We start from the raw sequence: 14,526 nt of genomic DNA, 5'->3' as shown, positions 1-14,526 counted from the left end.
TCCGAACGGACTACTCAGGTGGGATCGAGGCAGGCGCACAGCGCATCGCGCAGCGCCTGCCGGGCGGATTCGGGCAACGGGCGGTCGTGCTCGTCGGTGATCTGGAACTGGTCTTCGGCACGCTCGCCGAAGGTGGCGATGCGCGCATCGTGCACACGCAGGTGTTGCAGGCGCAGCACATTGGCCACATCGGCCAGCAAGCCTGGGCGATCGGGCGCGACCAGACTGATGCGGGTGCGGCGGCCACCGGCGCTTTCGCTGAATTCCACGCGCGGCGCAAAGCGGAAGTGGCGCAGCTGGCGCGGCACCGCACGCCGCGAGGGACGCACCTTGTGCAGGTCGCCGGCCAGCACCTGGCGCAAGGCCGCGGCCAGGCGCTGCGGGTCGCCATCGGCGGAACTGTCCTGCGGCAGCACCTCGAACACGTCGAAGATCGCATCGTGCGGCGCATCCAGCACGCGGGCGCGATGGATGCCATACCCCTTGCGATCCAGCGTGGCGACGATCGCGGAGAACAACCCATCGCGATCGGGCGAATACACGAACACTTCCAGCGCGTCGTTGTCCGGCACCGCGCGCCGCGCCTTGACCATGGTCTGGCCGATCTGCACTTCGATCAGCGACACCGCCTGCCAGGCCAGTTGCTCGGGACGGAAGCGCAGGAAGTTTTCATCCGGCATGCCGGCGAACTGGCGGTCGATGGTGGCATCGTCGTGGCCTTGCGCCTGCATCAGCGCGCGGGCGGACTCGCGCGCTTCGCGCAGGCGCTCTTCGCGCGGCGGTGGATGTTCCAGACCTTCGCGCAGCGCGCGCCGCGCGGCGAAATACAGGTCGGCCAGCAGCCGGTCCTTCCAGGCGTTCCACAGCTTGGGACTGGTGCCGGCAATGTCGGCGCAGGTCAGCAGGTACAGGTAATCCAGGCGCTCGCGCGTGCCGACCAGGGTGGCGAAACGGTGGATCACCTCCGGGTCGGAGATGTCCTGCTTCTGCGCAGTGACCGACATGCGCAGATGCTGTTCGACCAGCCAGGCCACCAGCGCGGTATCGCCTTCGCTGAGCCGATGCGCCTGGCAGAACGCGCGCGCATCCACCGCGCCCAGCTCGGAGTGATCGCCGCCGCGGCCCTTGGCAATGTCGTGAAACAGGCCGGCCAGCAGCAGCAATTCCGGCTTGCGCAGGCGCGGCCAGACTTCGTGGGTGATCGAAAAACGCTCGTCGGCGCGGCCGGCGGCAAACAGCGAGATGTTCCGCAGCACCATCAAGGTGTGCTGGTCCACCGTGTAGACATGGAACAGGTCGAACTGCATGCGCCCGGACACGCTGGCGAATGCCGGAATCCATTGACCGAGCACGCCCAGGCGCGCCATGCGGTTGAGCGACTCCACCGCCCGCGGGCCGCGCAGCAGCGCCATGAAGCGGTCGCGCGCGGTCGCATCGGCGACGTCGTAGGCCGGCAAATCGCGCAGCACCTCGGCCAGCGCGCGCGCGGTCAGCGAATGCAGCCCGCGTACCTCGCGATGCGCCGCCCACTGCGCAAACAGCGCAAAGACCTGCAGCACATCGCCGGCCGGCCAGTCCTCTGCATCTGCGGCCAGATAGCCGCGGCGCAGACTGAAACCCTCGCCGAGCGGCTCCGGCACCGCCTCGCCGTCGAACTGTTCTTCGAAGCGCTGCAGCAAGCGGTCGCTGATACGGCGAATCAACGCAGCGCTGCGGTAGAAGCGCTGCATCATCTTTTCCACGCCCAGGCTTTCCGGGTCGTCGGCAAAGCCCAGCCGCTCGGCAAGCGTCTTCTGGTAATCGAACCCCAGCCGCTCTTCCGGCCGTTTGGCGACCAGATGCAGGCCGAAGCGCAAGCGCGCCAGTTCCTCGCGTTCGCGCCGCAGCGCTACGGCCTCGTCGAAACCGACATGGCCGAGCCCGACCAGCGCCTCCAGATCCTTGACACCGAATGCGCGCAGCGCCATCCAGCCCAGCGTCTGCAGGTCGCGCAGACCGCCGGGGCCGTCCTTGATATCCGGCTCCAGATTGTCGGCGGTATCGCCGAAGCGCTGGTGCCGCGCCAGCAGCTCTTCGCGCTTGGCCTGGAAGAACTCGCGCGCCGGCCACACCAGTTGCGGCGAAATCGCTGTGGCCAGCGCGGCACGCGCCTGGCTGCCGGCCACCAGCGGGCGCGACTCGATCAAGGCAGTCAGCACCGTCTGATCGGCGGCCGCGGCGGTGCACTGCGCCGGCGAGCGCACCGCGTGGCTGATCGGCAGGCCCACATCCCACAGCAAGGCGAACAGCCGCGCCAGGGCCTGCTCGTGCTGTTGCTGCACGCCGGTCTCGCCCAGTACCAGCACATCCACGTCCGAGCGCGGGAACAGTTCGCCGCGCCCATAGCCACCCACGGCATGCAGCGACAGCCCGGCATCGGCCGGAATGCAACGCGTCCACGCATTGCGCATCAATTGATCGACTGCGCGGGCGCGCAAGGCCACCAGGCGCTCGATCGGCTCGCCCTGGTCAAAGCGCTTGCACAGGCGCATGTCGGCATGCACCAGCAGCGGGCGCGCTTGCGCGGCCCACTCGGCATCGCCGGCGACACCCGGGTCGGGTCGGTCCGCCGGCGTGGCCGTCATACCGGAGCGGGAGCGTTCGGCGACAGCGTCAGCACATCCACGCCGTCTTCGGTCACCGCGACCATGTGTTCCCACTGCGCGGACAACTTGCGGTCCTTGGTCACTACGGTCCAGCCGTCCGGCAAGGTCTTATGGTGGTAGGTGCCTTCGTTGATCATCGGTTCGATGGTGAAGGTCATGCCGGGCTTGAGCACCAGGCCTTCGCCGGGGCGGCCGTAATGCATCACCTGCGGCTCGTCGTGGTAGACCTTGCCGATGCCATGGCCGCAGTAGTCGCGCACCACGCTGAAGCGCTCGGCTTCGGCAAATTTCTGGATCGCGTGGCCGACATCGCCCAGCGTTGCACCCGGCTTGACCACACGGATGCCGCGCCACATCGCCTCGTAGGTGGTTTCCACCAGCCGCTTGGCCATCACCGACGGCGTGCCGACGTAATACATGCGGCTGGTATCGCCATGCCAGCCGTCCTTGATGACGGTGACATCGATATTGACGATGTCGCCGTCCTTCAGGACCTTGGCCGCGCTCGGGATGCCGTGACAGATCACGTTGTTGACCGAGGTGCACACGCTCTTGGGAAAGCCGCGGTAGCCGACGTTGGCAGGAATGGTGCCCTGCACGTTGACGATGTGGTCGTGGCAGATGCGGTCCAGCTCGGCCGTGGTCACGCCCGCCTGCACGTACGGCGCCACGACATCGAGCACCTCGGCGGCCAGACGGCCGGCGACCCGCATCAGTTCGATTTCTTCTTTGGTTTTCAGATTGACGCTCATGGCAGCGATTATCGCCGATTCGGGCTGAATCTGAACGACCCGCGCGGTTGTTTTTCATGCCGCAGCCGATCAGGCGCTCAGACGGACCGGGCAGCAGGAATCTGGCGGTACCGCGCATTCATGTGTGACGCACTACCGCGCGCGTCAAAAACTCAATGAACGGGGTCATCCGAGAGACATCGCAATTTCGGGAAAACTCTGAGGATAAACAGCGAGATAGCCAAATCATTCAGGGTAATCTTTGGCACAGCTGATGCATTGGAGGCAGGGCGACGAGTCGTCGCGTCACCAATGACCAGACCGGTCAAGGAAATGTCCATGCGTACTGTCCGCCCTGTCCTGCTGTCCCTCGGCCTGCTCTCGACCATTGGCGTTGCCACCGCAGCAGATACCACCACATTCAACGTCAAGATCGCCGTCACCAAGGCCTGCACCATCACCGCTGCCTCGGCGACGGACGTCGACTTCGGCTCGGTGTTGTCCACCTCCACCGCCAATGCCGACGCCAACGGCAGCGTGACCGCGCAGTGCACCGCACTGACCCCGTACAACATCGCCTTGAGCGCGGGCAGCAATGCTGGCACCGCCAACGACGTCACCACCCGCCGCATGAAGAACACCGATGCGCTGGTCACCACCAACAACTTCATCGCCTACCAGCTGTACCAGGATCTGGGCCGCAGCACGGTATGGGGCAGCACCACCGGCACCAATACGCTGAGCCGCACCGCCACCGGCATCAACCAGGTCTATCCGGTCTACGGCCGCGTGACCAACCCGTCGGCCAACAATCCCGCGACCGGTACCTACCAAGACACCATCACCGCCACGATCGTCTACTGAGCGCGCGCATGCCACTGCACCACCGCCTGTCGTACCGGATGCCGGCCTGGCTGGTCACGGCCGGATTGAGCCTGACGCTGGCGCTTGGCAGCGGCGTGCCGCTGCAGCCGGCCCATGCGGCCAGCCTGCAGCTGGCGCCGACCTCGCTGACGCTGAGCGCACAGCAGTCCGCCGACGGGCTCTGGTTGAGCAACAGCGGCAGCGCGCCGGTGCAGGTGCAGACCCGCGCCTATCGCTGGACCCAGCGTGACGGCAAGGATCAGCTCGACCCGACCCAGGAACTGCTGATCAGCCCGCCGATGCGCACGCTGGCCGCCGGCGAGCGCCAGCTGATTCGGGTGATTCGCGCCGGGCCCGCGCCGACCAGCGAGGAAGTCTGCTACCGCATCATCGTCGACGAACTGCCCAACGCCGATGCGGATCGCAAGGGTATGCAGTTCGTGTTGCGCTACTCGGTGCCGATCTTCCTGCTGCCGCCGGGCAAGACCGAATCCACCCCGACCTTGAGCACGCAGGTGATTGCCGGCAGCGACGGCAATGCACAGATCCAGATCAGCAACACCGGCAATGGGCACGCCCAGGTCGCCGACCTGCAGCATCGGGTCGATGGCACGACCAAGACGGCATTGAACGGGCTGGTGGGCTATGTCCTGCCCGGCCAGACCATGCGCTGGTCGCTGGGGGCACCGCTGGCCCAGTTCGGCCGCGGCACCATCATCGCAAGGATCAATGGTGAGGCGGACGAACGCACCTTGTTGGCCGCGCCAGCAGCGCCGTGATGCGGGCCGGCTGGCGATGACGCTGCTTGCGACCGCCACCTGCCTGGCACATGCCGCCTCCGGCGATCTGGCCGACATGGCGCCGTTGCCCGATCAGGCGCCGCAGAACGTTGCGGCTCTGCCGCAGACGCTGTACCTGGATGTCAGCCTCAACCAGGCCGACCGCGGCCTGGCACCGTTCGAACTGGTGGACGGCCATCTGCGCGGCTCGGTCGACACGCTGCGCAAGCTGGGCTTCCTCCTGGCCGACCGCGCCGCCAGCGAGCTGATCGACCTGGATCGCCTGCCCGACGTGGAGGTGCGCTATGACGCTGCGCTGCAACGGCTCGCGTTGCAGGTGCCGCTGGCGCAGCTGTCGCTCTCCACCACGGTACTGAAGGCCGAACAGGTCGCACCGCCCAGCGCCACTGCCTCGCCGGGCATGCTGCTCAATTACGACCTCTATGCCACGCGCAATGCCGGGGCCAGCAGCGTGTCGCTGGCGACCGAAGTGCGCGGCTTCGGCATCGGCCGCGGCATGGTCGACACCACCGCGGTGTTCCTGGCCTACGACCGCCCGCAGGACCAGCGCTGGCGCAGCGAAGCGGTGCGCCTGGACAGCGCCTGGCAGATGGATTTCCCCGACAGCGCCACCAGCCTGACGGTCGGCGACTTCTACAGCGGCTTTGTCGACTGGAGCCGCTCGATCCGCCTGGGCGGGATACAGATCGGCCGCAATTACGCCTTGCAGCCGTACCGCGTGCTCACTCCCACGCCAAGCTTCCTGGGCGAGGCGGTGGTGCCGTCGACGGTGGAGCTCTACGTCGACGGGCTGCGCCAGTACAGCGGCCAGGTGCCGGCCGGCCCGTTCCAGCTGGCCGCGCAACCCGGCATCAGCGGCACCGGGCAGGCGCAGATCGTGGTGACCGATGCGTTCGGCCAGGTGCGCCGGTTGGACTTCGCCTTCTATGGCACGCCGCAACTGTTGGCGCGCGGCATTTCCGAATGGTCGGCCGGCATCGGCCATCTGCGCCAGGACTACGGCGTGCGCTCGTTTTCCTACGAGTCGCGCACGGTCGCCAGCGCCACCCTGCGCAAGGGCCTGCGCGATGACTTCACCATCGAAGCGCATACCGAGGCCGGCGGCGGCGTGGTCAATGCCGGTGCCGGCGGCGTGTGGCTGCTCGGCGCAGGCGGCGTGGTCAACGCCGCCTATGCACATAGCCGGATGGATGCGCTGCGCGGCGGCCAGTACGTGCTGGGGTATGCCTGGAACAACCGTCGCTTCAACTTCACTGCCGGCACCCAGCGCACCCACGGCGACTATCGCGACCTGGGCGCGCTGCAGGGCGCTTTGCCGGCGCGCATCAGCGACCGCGCGGTGTTCGGCGTCAACGTCAATCCGATCGGCTCGCTGGGCACCAGCTATGTGCGGCTGAGCTACCCGCAAGGCGACACCTCGCGCTACGCGAGTCTGTTCTGGTCGCGCAGTTTCGGGCGCAACTGGGCGGCCAATCTGTCCGGCAACCAGAACCTGGACGTGCGCAGCGACCGCAGCCTGTACCTGTCGCTGTCGACCACGTTCGGCGAGTTGCGCCAGGCCAGCGCCTCGATGCAGCGCAACGGCAACCGCACCGGATTCGTGGCCGATGTCAGCCAGCCGCTGCCCGGCGACGGCGACCTGGGCGGAATCGGTTGGCGCCTACAGGGGCGTGCCGGCGACGATGCCAACGGCGGCCTGGCCGAGCTGGGCTGGTTGAACCGCGTCGGCCGCTACAACCTCGGCGTCGCCAACCAGGATGGCGCCAACTTCGGCTATGCCAGCGCCAGCGGCAGCCTGGTGTGGATGAACGGCCGCGGCTTTGCCGCGCGCGATATCCAGGATGCCTTCGCGGTGGTCTCCACCGACGGCCAGCCCGGCATTCCGGTGCGGCTGGAGAATCGCCTGATCGGCGTCACCGATGCGCGCGGGATGCTGCTGGTCACCCCGCTGCAGTCGTGGCAGCGCAACCAGCTGTCCATCGACACCTTGAATCTGCCGGCGGACCTGCGCGTGGACCGCGTCGATACCGCGGTGACACCGCGCCAGCAGTCCGGGGTGGCGGTGCGCTTCGGCATCACCCGGGTGCGCGCGGCCATGATCGTGCTGCACGACGCCCAGGGCGTGCCGTTGCCGGTCGGCAGCGTGGTGCAACGCGAGGGCAACGCCGAACGCGTGGTGGTCGGCTACGACGGCGAAACCTATCTGGACAATCTGCAGATCGACAACCGCATCCTGGTGGAGCTGCCGGATGGCCGCTGCAGCGCGCGCTTCACCTACCCGACCAACCTCGGCGGCATTCCGCGGGTCGGCCCGCTGCCCTGCGTTCTCGAGCAGCAAACCCCATGAGCCTGACCACACTGTGGCGCCTGGTCGTTGCGCTAGCGATCGCAACGTTGTGGCTTGCCCCCTGCCAGGGCGCGCACGCGGACACCACCTGCAGCGTCACCCTCGGTACCCCGCTGGCGTTCGGCAACGTGGCGGCCAATGGCACCACCGATGCGGTGGCAACGCTCAACGTCTCCTGCGCGACCGCAGCGCTCAGCGTGCTCGGCTATGCCCAGGTGAGTCTGTGCCTGGACCTCGGGCCGGGCAGCGCCAGCAACGGGCTGTATGCGCCACGCCGCATGCTCAACCCCACCAGCGACAGCCTGGACTTCCAGATCTACAGCGAGGCCACGCGGACCCAGGTCTGGGGCGCCACCGGGTCGACGACGCCCTCGCCGCGCCTGGTGACACTGTCCTACGGTGTTCCGGTGGTCACCGGCGGCTCGCAGACGGCCAGCATTACCCTGTACGGGCGCATTCCGGCCAACCAGACGCTGTCGGTCGGCAACCACACCAGCAGCTTCGGCGGTGCCGACACCGTGCTGCGCTACTCCTACAACGAAAGCGTCATCGGTATGCCGCCGGCGCCGAGCAGTTGCACGGCCGGCGGCAGCGGTGCCAAGACCGCCAGCAACGCCTTTCCGTTCACGGCCTCGGCCAACGTGCCGGCACGCTGCAGTACCTACGTCACCACCGACCTGGATTTCGGCAGCATCGCCGGCACCATCGATACCGCCATCGACCGCACCTCCACCATCAGCCTGTCATGCACCAACCGCACTGCCTGGAATATCGGGCTGGGCGATGGCATCAATGCCACCGGCAACGTGCGGCGCATGCGCCACGCCAGCAGTGCCAACTACATCGCCTATGAACTGTATCGGGACGCCGGCCGCAGCAACCGCTGGGGCACCAGCATCGGCGTCGATACGCTCAGCGGCACCGGCAACGGAGTCGCGCAGACGGTGACCGTCTATGGCCGCGCGCCGGCACCCCAACAGCCCATCGCGGGTGCCTACAACGACACGGTGACCGTCTCCATCACTTACTGACAGTTAATAAAGTTCGCATTGGGGGCGTCGCTATTTGTTACGTCTCCAATGCAAACGATTGCCTTCATGACGCTGGTCACTTTGTTGAAGCGCCTGACGCTGGTCGCCCTCGTCTGCAGCGCGAGCTCTACCGCGGCCAACGCGGCCACCGCGCCTGGCCCGGAAAACTTCACCCTGCACATCGGCCTGCGCCTGCTCAGCGGCTGCGAACTGCGCACTGCGCCGCCGCGCGCCAGCTGCTCCAGGGGCACGCCGATGGCGATCGCCCCGCCGGCCGGCAGCGCCGACACCCCAACCGCCGCCAGCACCGGGCAGGATGCCAGCGCACTCGCCGGGCCAACGCCTGCCGGCAGCGCGCCCATCACCACGATCGCGTTCTGACCATGGCCGCGTCCCGCTCCTGTTGCGGCCTGCTGGCACTGACACTCGCCGGCCTGGCCATCGGTGGCAGCGCCGTTGCCGCCGAGATCGCCATCGCCCCGACCACCGCCCGCATTCCCGCCGACAGCGACCAGACCACCGTCTGGCTCTACAACCAGGCGGCCCTGCCATGGCGCGCCGAAGCCAAACTCTACCGCTGGCGCCAGGACGGCGACCGCGAACTGCTTGAACCGGCCACCGCCGCCACCGTCAGCCCGGCGCAATTCGAAATTCCTCCGCAAGGCCGGCAATTGCTGCGGGTGATCCGCCTGGGCCCCAGCCCGGTGCAGAGCGAAGACAGCTACCGCCTGATAGTGACCCAGCATGCCTCCGGTAGCGACACCGCACTGCTGCGTTATTCCACGCCGGTGTTCGCCCTGCCAAGCCAGCCCGGCGACCTGCGCCCGCTGCTGCAGGCCAGCCTGTCCGGCCAGGGCAGCGGCCGCGCGCTGAAGGTCCATAACGCCGGGCTCGGCCATGCCCGGCTGGCCGACCTGGCCTACATCGATGCCGGCGGCACCCGCCGCAGCATCCGCGACGACCTTGCCGGCTATGTGCTTCCCGGCCAGACCCGCCAATGGTCGCTGCCCGCCAACGTGGCCGCCGGCAATGGCCGCTTCGTGGCGCGGATCAACAGCGATATCGAAACGACGCTGGCGCTGGAGCCGTGAGCTCTGGGGATTGGGAATTCGGGATTGGGGGTTGGGGATTCGGTACAGCGCATCGCGGTAGCTGATCCTTCGTGGGCGTGTGGACGCGCACGGAGCTAAGCTTTCCCGATTCCCGATTCCCGATTCCCGATTCCCGATTCCCGATTCCCGATTCCCGATTCCCGATTCCCGATTCCCGATTCCCCAATCCCGATTCGCCAATTGCGCCCGCCCGCTCAGCCGGCTATACTCCGCCGGCTGTTTTGCGTCTCTTGCGCATTGCGTCGTTCACGTCGGACGTCATCGACGAATTCACACCTGCCGCCACCATCCGTGCCGGGGTGCCCCGCAAGGGGTTCGTCACGGAGGCGACAGGGAAGCCCAACCCCGGAATCGTTTGTGCGCATCCTTTCGCAAGGGCCCGCACATCCATGCGCGGACTCTTCAAAGTCCAGTCCGCGCACGTAGATTCCGCTATCAGGAGTTACTTCAATGCCCCAAGTCACCATGCGTCAGATGCTGGAAGCCGGCGTCCATTTCGGTCACCAGACCCGCTACTGGAACCCCAAGATGGCGCCGTACATCTTCGGCGCGCGCGGCAAGATCCACATCATCAACCTCGAGAAGACCGTTCCGCTCTTCAATGACGCGATGAACTTCCTCTCCTCGATCGCGCAGAAGCGCGGCACCGTGCTGTTCCTGGGCACCAAGCGCAGCGCGCGCGAGTCCATCAAGGAAGAAGCCGAGCGTTGCGGCATGCCGTTCATGACCCAGCGCTGGCTGGGCGGCACGCTGACCAACTTCCGTACCGTCAAGCAGTCGGTTGCCCGCCTGAAGGAACTGGAGTCGGCCGAGACCGACGGCACCTTCGACAAGCTGGTCAAGCACGAAGTGCTGGGCCTGCGTCGCGAGCGCGAGAAGCTGGACGCCTCGCTGGGCGGCATCAAGGAAATGAACCGTCTGCCCGACGCGATCTTCGTGATCGACATCGGCCATGAAGACATCGCCATCAAGGAAGCCAAGAAGCTCGGCATCCCGGTGATCGCAGTGGTCGACACCAACTACGACCCGGCCCTGGTCGACTACGCCATCCCGGGCAACGACGACGCCATCCGTGCCGTGCAGCTGTATGCACGCGCCGCTGCCGACGCCGTGCTGGAAGGCAAGGCTGCTGCGCCGAACTCCGCTTCGGTCCGCGAAGAAGAGTTCTCGGCCGAATCCGCCGACGAAGGCAAGGGCCGTCGCGCTCCGGCCAAGAAGGGCGACAAGAAGGCTGACGCACCGGCCGACGCTGCCGCTCCGGCTGCCGAGTAATCGGCCTGCAATGCGGCCGCACCATGCTGTGCGGCCGCAGCCCCGACGGGCCCAGCGCGGCCCGTCGCCGAGGCCACTGAACATTTCTACGGGGGCGGCCGGCCTGGCTGCGCCGTCTCCTACTGGCGGAACCCTCCGCCGCACGCATTCGTCCATATGAGGTAATTCCATGGAAATCACTGCTTCCCTGGTCAAGGAACTGCGCGAGCGCACCGGCGCCGGCATGATGGAGTGCAAGAAGGCACTCGTCGAAAACGCAGGCGACATCGACGCCGCTGCCGAATGGCTGCGCAAGTCGGGTCTGGCCAAGGCCGACAAGAAGGCTGACCGCGTTGCCGCCGAAGGCCGCATCGCCACCGCACAGGCCGGCGGCAAGGCCGTGTTGGTCGAAGTCAACTCCGAGACCGACTTCGTCGCCAAGGACGAGAACTTCCTGGCCTTCACCGAGACCGTGGCCACCGCCGCGCTGAACTCGGATGCAGCCGATGCCGAAGCGCTCAAGAGCGTCAAGCTCGACAGCGGCGAGACCATCGAAGAGCGTCGCGCCGCAGTCATCGCCAAGGTCGGCGAGAACCTGCAGGTGCGTCGCCTGGTCCGCATCGACAGCGCCAACAACGTCGCGGCCTACGTGCACGGCGGCCGCATCGGCGTGCTGGTCGAGCTGAAGGGTGGCGACATCGAGCTGGCACGCGGCATCGCCATGCACATCGCCGCGATGAACCCGCCGCACGTCAAGGCCTCCGATGTTCCGGCCGAGTTCGTGGCCAAGGAAAAGGAAATCGAACTGGCCAAGATGTCCGAGAAGGACAAGGCCAAGCCGGCCGAGATCCTGGAAAAGATCATCAGCGGCAAGATCAGCAAGATCGTCAACGAAGTGACCCTGTACGGCCAGCCGTACGTGCTGAACACCGACCAGACCGTCGAGCAGGCCGTCAAGGCTGCCGGTGCCGAAGTGGTCGGCTTCCAGCGCCTGGCCGTCGGCGAGGGCATCGAGAAGGTGGTGGAAGACTACGCCGCCGAAGTGATGAAGCAGGCTGGCCTGGCCTGATCCTCGCCACTGCATAGAGAAAGCCGCGGCCTGCCGCGGCTTTTTTTTTGGGCCCGACACTGTCGCGCAGGCCCATGAAAGCGCGAAGCTGAAGCGAACGCATCCGCCGGGCCCGCGACCGGCCTCAACTCTACAGATGTGGTGGCGGTTGCCGCTAGAACTGGATGCCGACCAGGCTTTTCCGCCCCTATCGCGCACGCGTTGCCGCGCGGCGACGGCGGAGCATGGCGTGCCCCATTAACGAGCGCAGCGGTATGCTTGCGCCCACCGTCGGCGATGACCCATGCAACCAGATCTACAGGCCGCCCTGCACTACTGCCGCAACCTGCCATCGCCCCCGGGCGTTGCGCTGCGCGTCATCGAGCTGGCGCAGGACCCCGACGTGGACATGACCACCACGGCCAACGTCATCGGCATGGACATGGCCCTGAGCGCGCGCATGCTGCGGGTTGCCAATTCGCCGCTGTACGCCAGCCGCCGCCGCATCGACAACCTCGGCCAGGCACTGACCATGCTCGGCCTCAACGCGACCCTGAGCCTGGCGCTGGGGTTTTCGATGGTGCATGGCGTGCGCAGCACCTTCACCGCGCATCCGCTGCATGAGCGCATCTGGCGCCGTGCCGGCCTGTGTGCGCTGGCCAGCCGCATCCTCGGCCAGGCCTACGGCATCCGCAAACCCGAAGAACTCATGCTGGCCGGCCTGTTGCAGGACATCGGCAAGCTCGCCCTGCTGCAGGGCGCGCCCGAGCTGTATGCGCCGCTGCTGGAACAGGCGCCCGACAACGCCGCGCTGATCGAGGCCGAACGTGCGCATCTGGGCGCCACCCATGCCGAAGTCGGCGCCTGGCTCGCGCATCAATGGCAACTGCCGCCGTACCTGCAGAACGCCATCGCGCAGAGCGAGGAAGAGCCCGCCAGCCTGGAGCCGTTCATGGCCTGTGTCGCGCTGTCCGGACGCCTGGCGGACATCTGGCTGTCGGCCAGTGCCGTGGCCGCCACCGAGCACGCGCAGCGCCAGGCGCAGGACGTGCTGGAACTGGATGCCGAACGCTTCGAAAAGGTGATCGAACGCATCGCCGAGTCGCTGCCCGAACTGGAAGCCCTGTTCGACATCCGCGTGCCGCAGCCCGAGCACATCCAGATGATCTTCGAGCAGGCCCGCGAGCTGGCGATGCTGCGCAGCCTGCGCGAGCTGCAGGACGTGGCCGAAGCGCGCCGGCATGCCGACGAATCGGAAAACCGCATGCGCCATCTGGCCGAACAGGCCAGCCGCGATGCATTGACCGGCGTGTTCAATCGCCACCAGCTCGGCACCGCGCTCGCGCACGAGTTCGAGCTGGCATCGCGCCAGAACTGGCCGCTGTCGATCGCCTTCATCGATCTGGACGACTTCAAGCGCGTCAACGATGCGCATGGCCATCTGGTCGGCGACGAGGTGCTGCGCAACTTCGCGCAGACGCTGCAGCGCATGGTGCGCACCAGCGACCTGGTCGCCCGCTATGGCGGCGAGGAATTCCTGGTGATCTTGCCCAACACCGCAGCCGAGGCGGCGTTGATGGTAGTCGAGCGCATCCTGGCCGAGACCGCACGCACGCCGATGGCGCAACTGCAGGGCGGCCCGCTGCACATCACCTTCTCGGCGGGACTGGCCACCCACGGCGGTGGCGACCGGCAGTTCGAGAGCATCGAGCATCTGCTGCAGGCCGCCGACAGCACGCTGTATCGCTCCAAACATCGCGGCCGCAACCGCGTTACCGCCTACGATGCGACCGACATGCCGACGCCGCAACCTCCGCGCGCGCACTGAGCAACGCGTCACGGCATCGCCAACTACCGAATTTTTACCACGCCCGGTGACAGGCTTCCGCTAGACTTGCCGGCGTTTGCCGATCCCCCACACCGAGGTCTCCCCCATGTCTGAACTTGCCTATCGCCGCATTCTTCTCAAACTTTCCGGGGAGGCGCTGATGGGGGACGGGGATTACGGCATCGATCCCAAGGTCATCAACCGCCTCGCCCATGAAGTGATCGAAGCCCAGCAGGCCGGCGCGCAGGTCGCCCTGGTGATCGGCGGCGGCAACATCTTCCGCGGCGCCGGCCTGGCCGCCAGCGGCATGGACCGCGTCACCGGCGACCACATGGGCATGCTGGCCACCGTGATCAACGCGCTGGCGATGCAGGACGCGCTGGAAAAGCTCGGCGCCAAGGTGCGCGTGATGAGCGCGATCAAGATCAACGATGTCTGCGAGGACTTCATCCGCCGGCGCGCGATCCGCCATCTGGAAAAGGGCCGCATCGCGATCTTCGCCGCCGGTACCGGCAACCCGTTCTTCACCACCGACTCGGGCGCGGCACTGCGCGCGATCGAGATCGGCGCCGACCTGCTGCTCAAGGCAACCAAGGTCGACGGCGTGTACGACAAGGACCCGAAGAAGCATTCTGACGCAGTGCGTTACGACAGCCTGACCTACGACCAGGTCATCCTGCAGGGCCTGGAAGTGATGGACACCGCCGCCTTCGCGCTGGCGCGCGACAGCGACCTGCCGCTGCGCATCTTCGGCATGAGCGAGCCCGGGGTGCTGCTGCGCATCCTGCATGGCGAGCAGATCGGCACGTTGGTGCAGGGCCGGAGCTGAGGGCGGGAATCGGGAATCGGGATTGGGGATTCGTCAAAGC

General features: G+C 67.0%; 12 protein-coding genes. 10 read left to right on the top strand and 2 right to left on the bottom strand.

The genetic code is table 11. The features are described from left to right. Positions 1-14: 14 nt before the first annotated feature. Together AC06DU_RS07080 and map are read right to left on the bottom strand one after the other, a co-directional pair. Entirely contained in the window at positions 15-2,624 is a 2,610-nt protein-coding gene (locus AC06DU_RS07080; RefSeq protein ID WP_478203886.1) for a [protein-PII] uridylyltransferase, read from the bottom strand. Then, the gene (gene map, locus AC06DU_RS07075) at positions 2,621-3,397 is read right to left on the bottom strand and encodes a type I methionyl aminopeptidase (RefSeq protein ID WP_047125669.1); all 777 of its coding nucleotides are present in this window, start codon (positions 3,395-3,397) and stop codon (positions 2,621-2,623) included. The genes AC06DU_RS07080 and map overlap by 4 nt, the downstream gene beginning before the upstream one ends. Before the next feature lie 318 nt (positions 3,398-3,715). On the opposite strand from map, the gene AC06DU_RS07070 reads away from it, so the two are divergent. The 10 genes from AC06DU_RS07070 to pyrH all read left to right on the top strand — a co-directional run bounded on the left by AC06DU_RS07070 (position 3,716) and on the right by pyrH (position 14,486). Then, positions 3,716-4,240, top strand: coding sequence for a Csu type fimbrial protein (locus tag AC06DU_RS07070; protein WP_039530071.1), 525 nt, complete (start codon positions 3,716-3,718; stop codon positions 4,238-4,240). An 8-nt stretch (positions 4,241-4,248) separates the two neighbouring features. Beyond that, the gene (locus AC06DU_RS07065) at positions 4,249-5,019 is read left to right on the top strand and encodes a fimbrial biogenesis chaperone (RefSeq protein WP_039528245.1); all 771 of its coding nucleotides are present in this window, start codon (positions 4,249-4,251) and stop codon (positions 5,017-5,019) included. A gap of 16 nt (positions 5,020-5,035) precedes the next feature. After that, the gene (locus tag AC06DU_RS07060; RefSeq protein ID WP_478203884.1) at positions 5,036-7,387 is read left to right on the top strand and encodes a fimbria/pilus outer membrane usher protein; all 2,352 of its coding nucleotides are present in this window, start codon (positions 5,036-5,038) and stop codon (positions 7,385-7,387) included. Continuing rightward, on the top strand, positions 7,384-8,418 hold the full coding sequence (locus AC06DU_RS07055) for a Csu type fimbrial protein (RefSeq protein ID WP_478203882.1): 1,035 nt from the start codon (positions 7,384-7,386) through the stop codon (positions 8,416-8,418). Before AC06DU_RS07060 ends, AC06DU_RS07055 begins: the two co-directional genes overlap by 4 nt. Positions 8,419-8,466: 48 nt before the next feature. Next, positions 8,467-8,799 carry a hypothetical protein gene (locus AC06DU_RS07050; protein ID WP_184455460.1) on the top strand — a complete coding sequence of 111 codons (333 nt, stop codon included), beginning with the start codon at positions 8,467-8,469 and terminating at the stop codon, positions 8,797-8,799. Positions 8,800-8,801: 2 nt separating this feature from the next. Continuing rightward, on the top strand, positions 8,802-9,509 hold the full coding sequence (locus tag AC06DU_RS07045; protein WP_478203880.1) for a fimbrial biogenesis chaperone: 708 nt from the start codon (positions 8,802-8,804) through the stop codon (positions 9,507-9,509). 471 nt (positions 9,510-9,980) lie between these two features. Continuing rightward, positions 9,981-10,802: a 30S ribosomal protein S2 gene (gene rpsB / locus AC06DU_RS07040; protein ID WP_026064294.1), complete on the top strand. Its 822-nt coding sequence runs from the start codon at positions 9,981-9,983 to the stop codon at positions 10,800-10,802. A gap of 169 nt (positions 10,803-10,971) precedes the next feature. Next, on the top strand, positions 10,972-11,850 hold the full coding sequence (gene tsf / locus AC06DU_RS07035) for a translation elongation factor Ts (RefSeq protein ID WP_016902389.1): 879 nt from the start codon (positions 10,972-10,974) through the stop codon (positions 11,848-11,850). A 283-nt stretch (positions 11,851-12,133) separates the two neighbouring features. Then, on the top strand, positions 12,134-13,657 hold the full coding sequence (locus AC06DU_RS07030; RefSeq protein WP_024940373.1) for a sensor domain-containing diguanylate cyclase: 1,524 nt from the start codon (positions 12,134-12,136) through the stop codon (positions 13,655-13,657). Positions 13,658-13,763: 106 nt separating this feature from the next. Then, positions 13,764-14,486 (top strand): UMP kinase, encoded by a 723-nt coding sequence (gene pyrH / locus AC06DU_RS07025; RefSeq protein WP_024940374.1) that lies wholly within the window; start codon positions 13,764-13,766, stop codon positions 14,484-14,486. Positions 14,487-14,526: the final 40 nt, after the last annotated feature.

The sequence above is a fragment of the Xanthomonas sp. NCPPB 3200 genome (assembly GCF_056393585.1).
Note: the sequence above shows the minus strand (reverse complement) of the source record. Positions and strands in the feature narration are given on the sequence as shown.

Bases quoted from the DNA above. Each gene is read 5' to 3' on its own strand.
- AC06DU_RS07080 (WP_478203886.1), bottom strand. From the start codon at position 2,624: ATGACGGCCACGCCGGCGGACCGACCCGACCCGGGTGTCGCCGGCGAT.
- map (WP_047125669.1), bottom strand. From the start codon at position 3,397: ATGAGCGTCAATCTGAAAACCAAAGAAGAAATCGAACTGATGCGGGTC.
- AC06DU_RS07070 (WP_039530071.1), top strand. From the start codon at position 3,716: ATGCGTACTGTCCGCCCTGTCCTGCTGTCCCTCGGCCTGCTCTCGACC.
- AC06DU_RS07065 (WP_039528245.1), top strand. From the start codon at position 4,249: ATGCCACTGCACCACCGCCTGTCGTACCGGATGCCGGCCTGGCTGGTC.
- AC06DU_RS07060 (WP_478203884.1), top strand. From the start codon at position 5,036: ATGACGCTGCTTGCGACCGCCACCTGCCTGGCACATGCCGCCTCCGGC.
- AC06DU_RS07055 (WP_478203882.1), top strand. From the start codon at position 7,384: ATGAGCCTGACCACACTGTGGCGCCTGGTCGTTGCGCTAGCGATCGCA.
- AC06DU_RS07050 (WP_184455460.1), top strand. From the start codon at position 8,467: ATGCAAACGATTGCCTTCATGACGCTGGTCACTTTGTTGAAGCGCCTG.
- AC06DU_RS07045 (WP_478203880.1), top strand. From the start codon at position 8,802: ATGGCCGCGTCCCGCTCCTGTTGCGGCCTGCTGGCACTGACACTCGCC.
- rpsB (WP_026064294.1), top strand. From the start codon at position 9,981: ATGCCCCAAGTCACCATGCGTCAGATGCTGGAAGCCGGCGTCCATTTC.
- tsf (WP_016902389.1), top strand. From the start codon at position 10,972: ATGGAAATCACTGCTTCCCTGGTCAAGGAACTGCGCGAGCGCACCGGC.
- AC06DU_RS07030 (WP_024940373.1), top strand. From the start codon at position 12,134: ATGCAACCAGATCTACAGGCCGCCCTGCACTACTGCCGCAACCTGCCA.
- pyrH (WP_024940374.1), top strand. From the start codon at position 13,764: ATGTCTGAACTTGCCTATCGCCGCATTCTTCTCAAACTTTCCGGGGAG.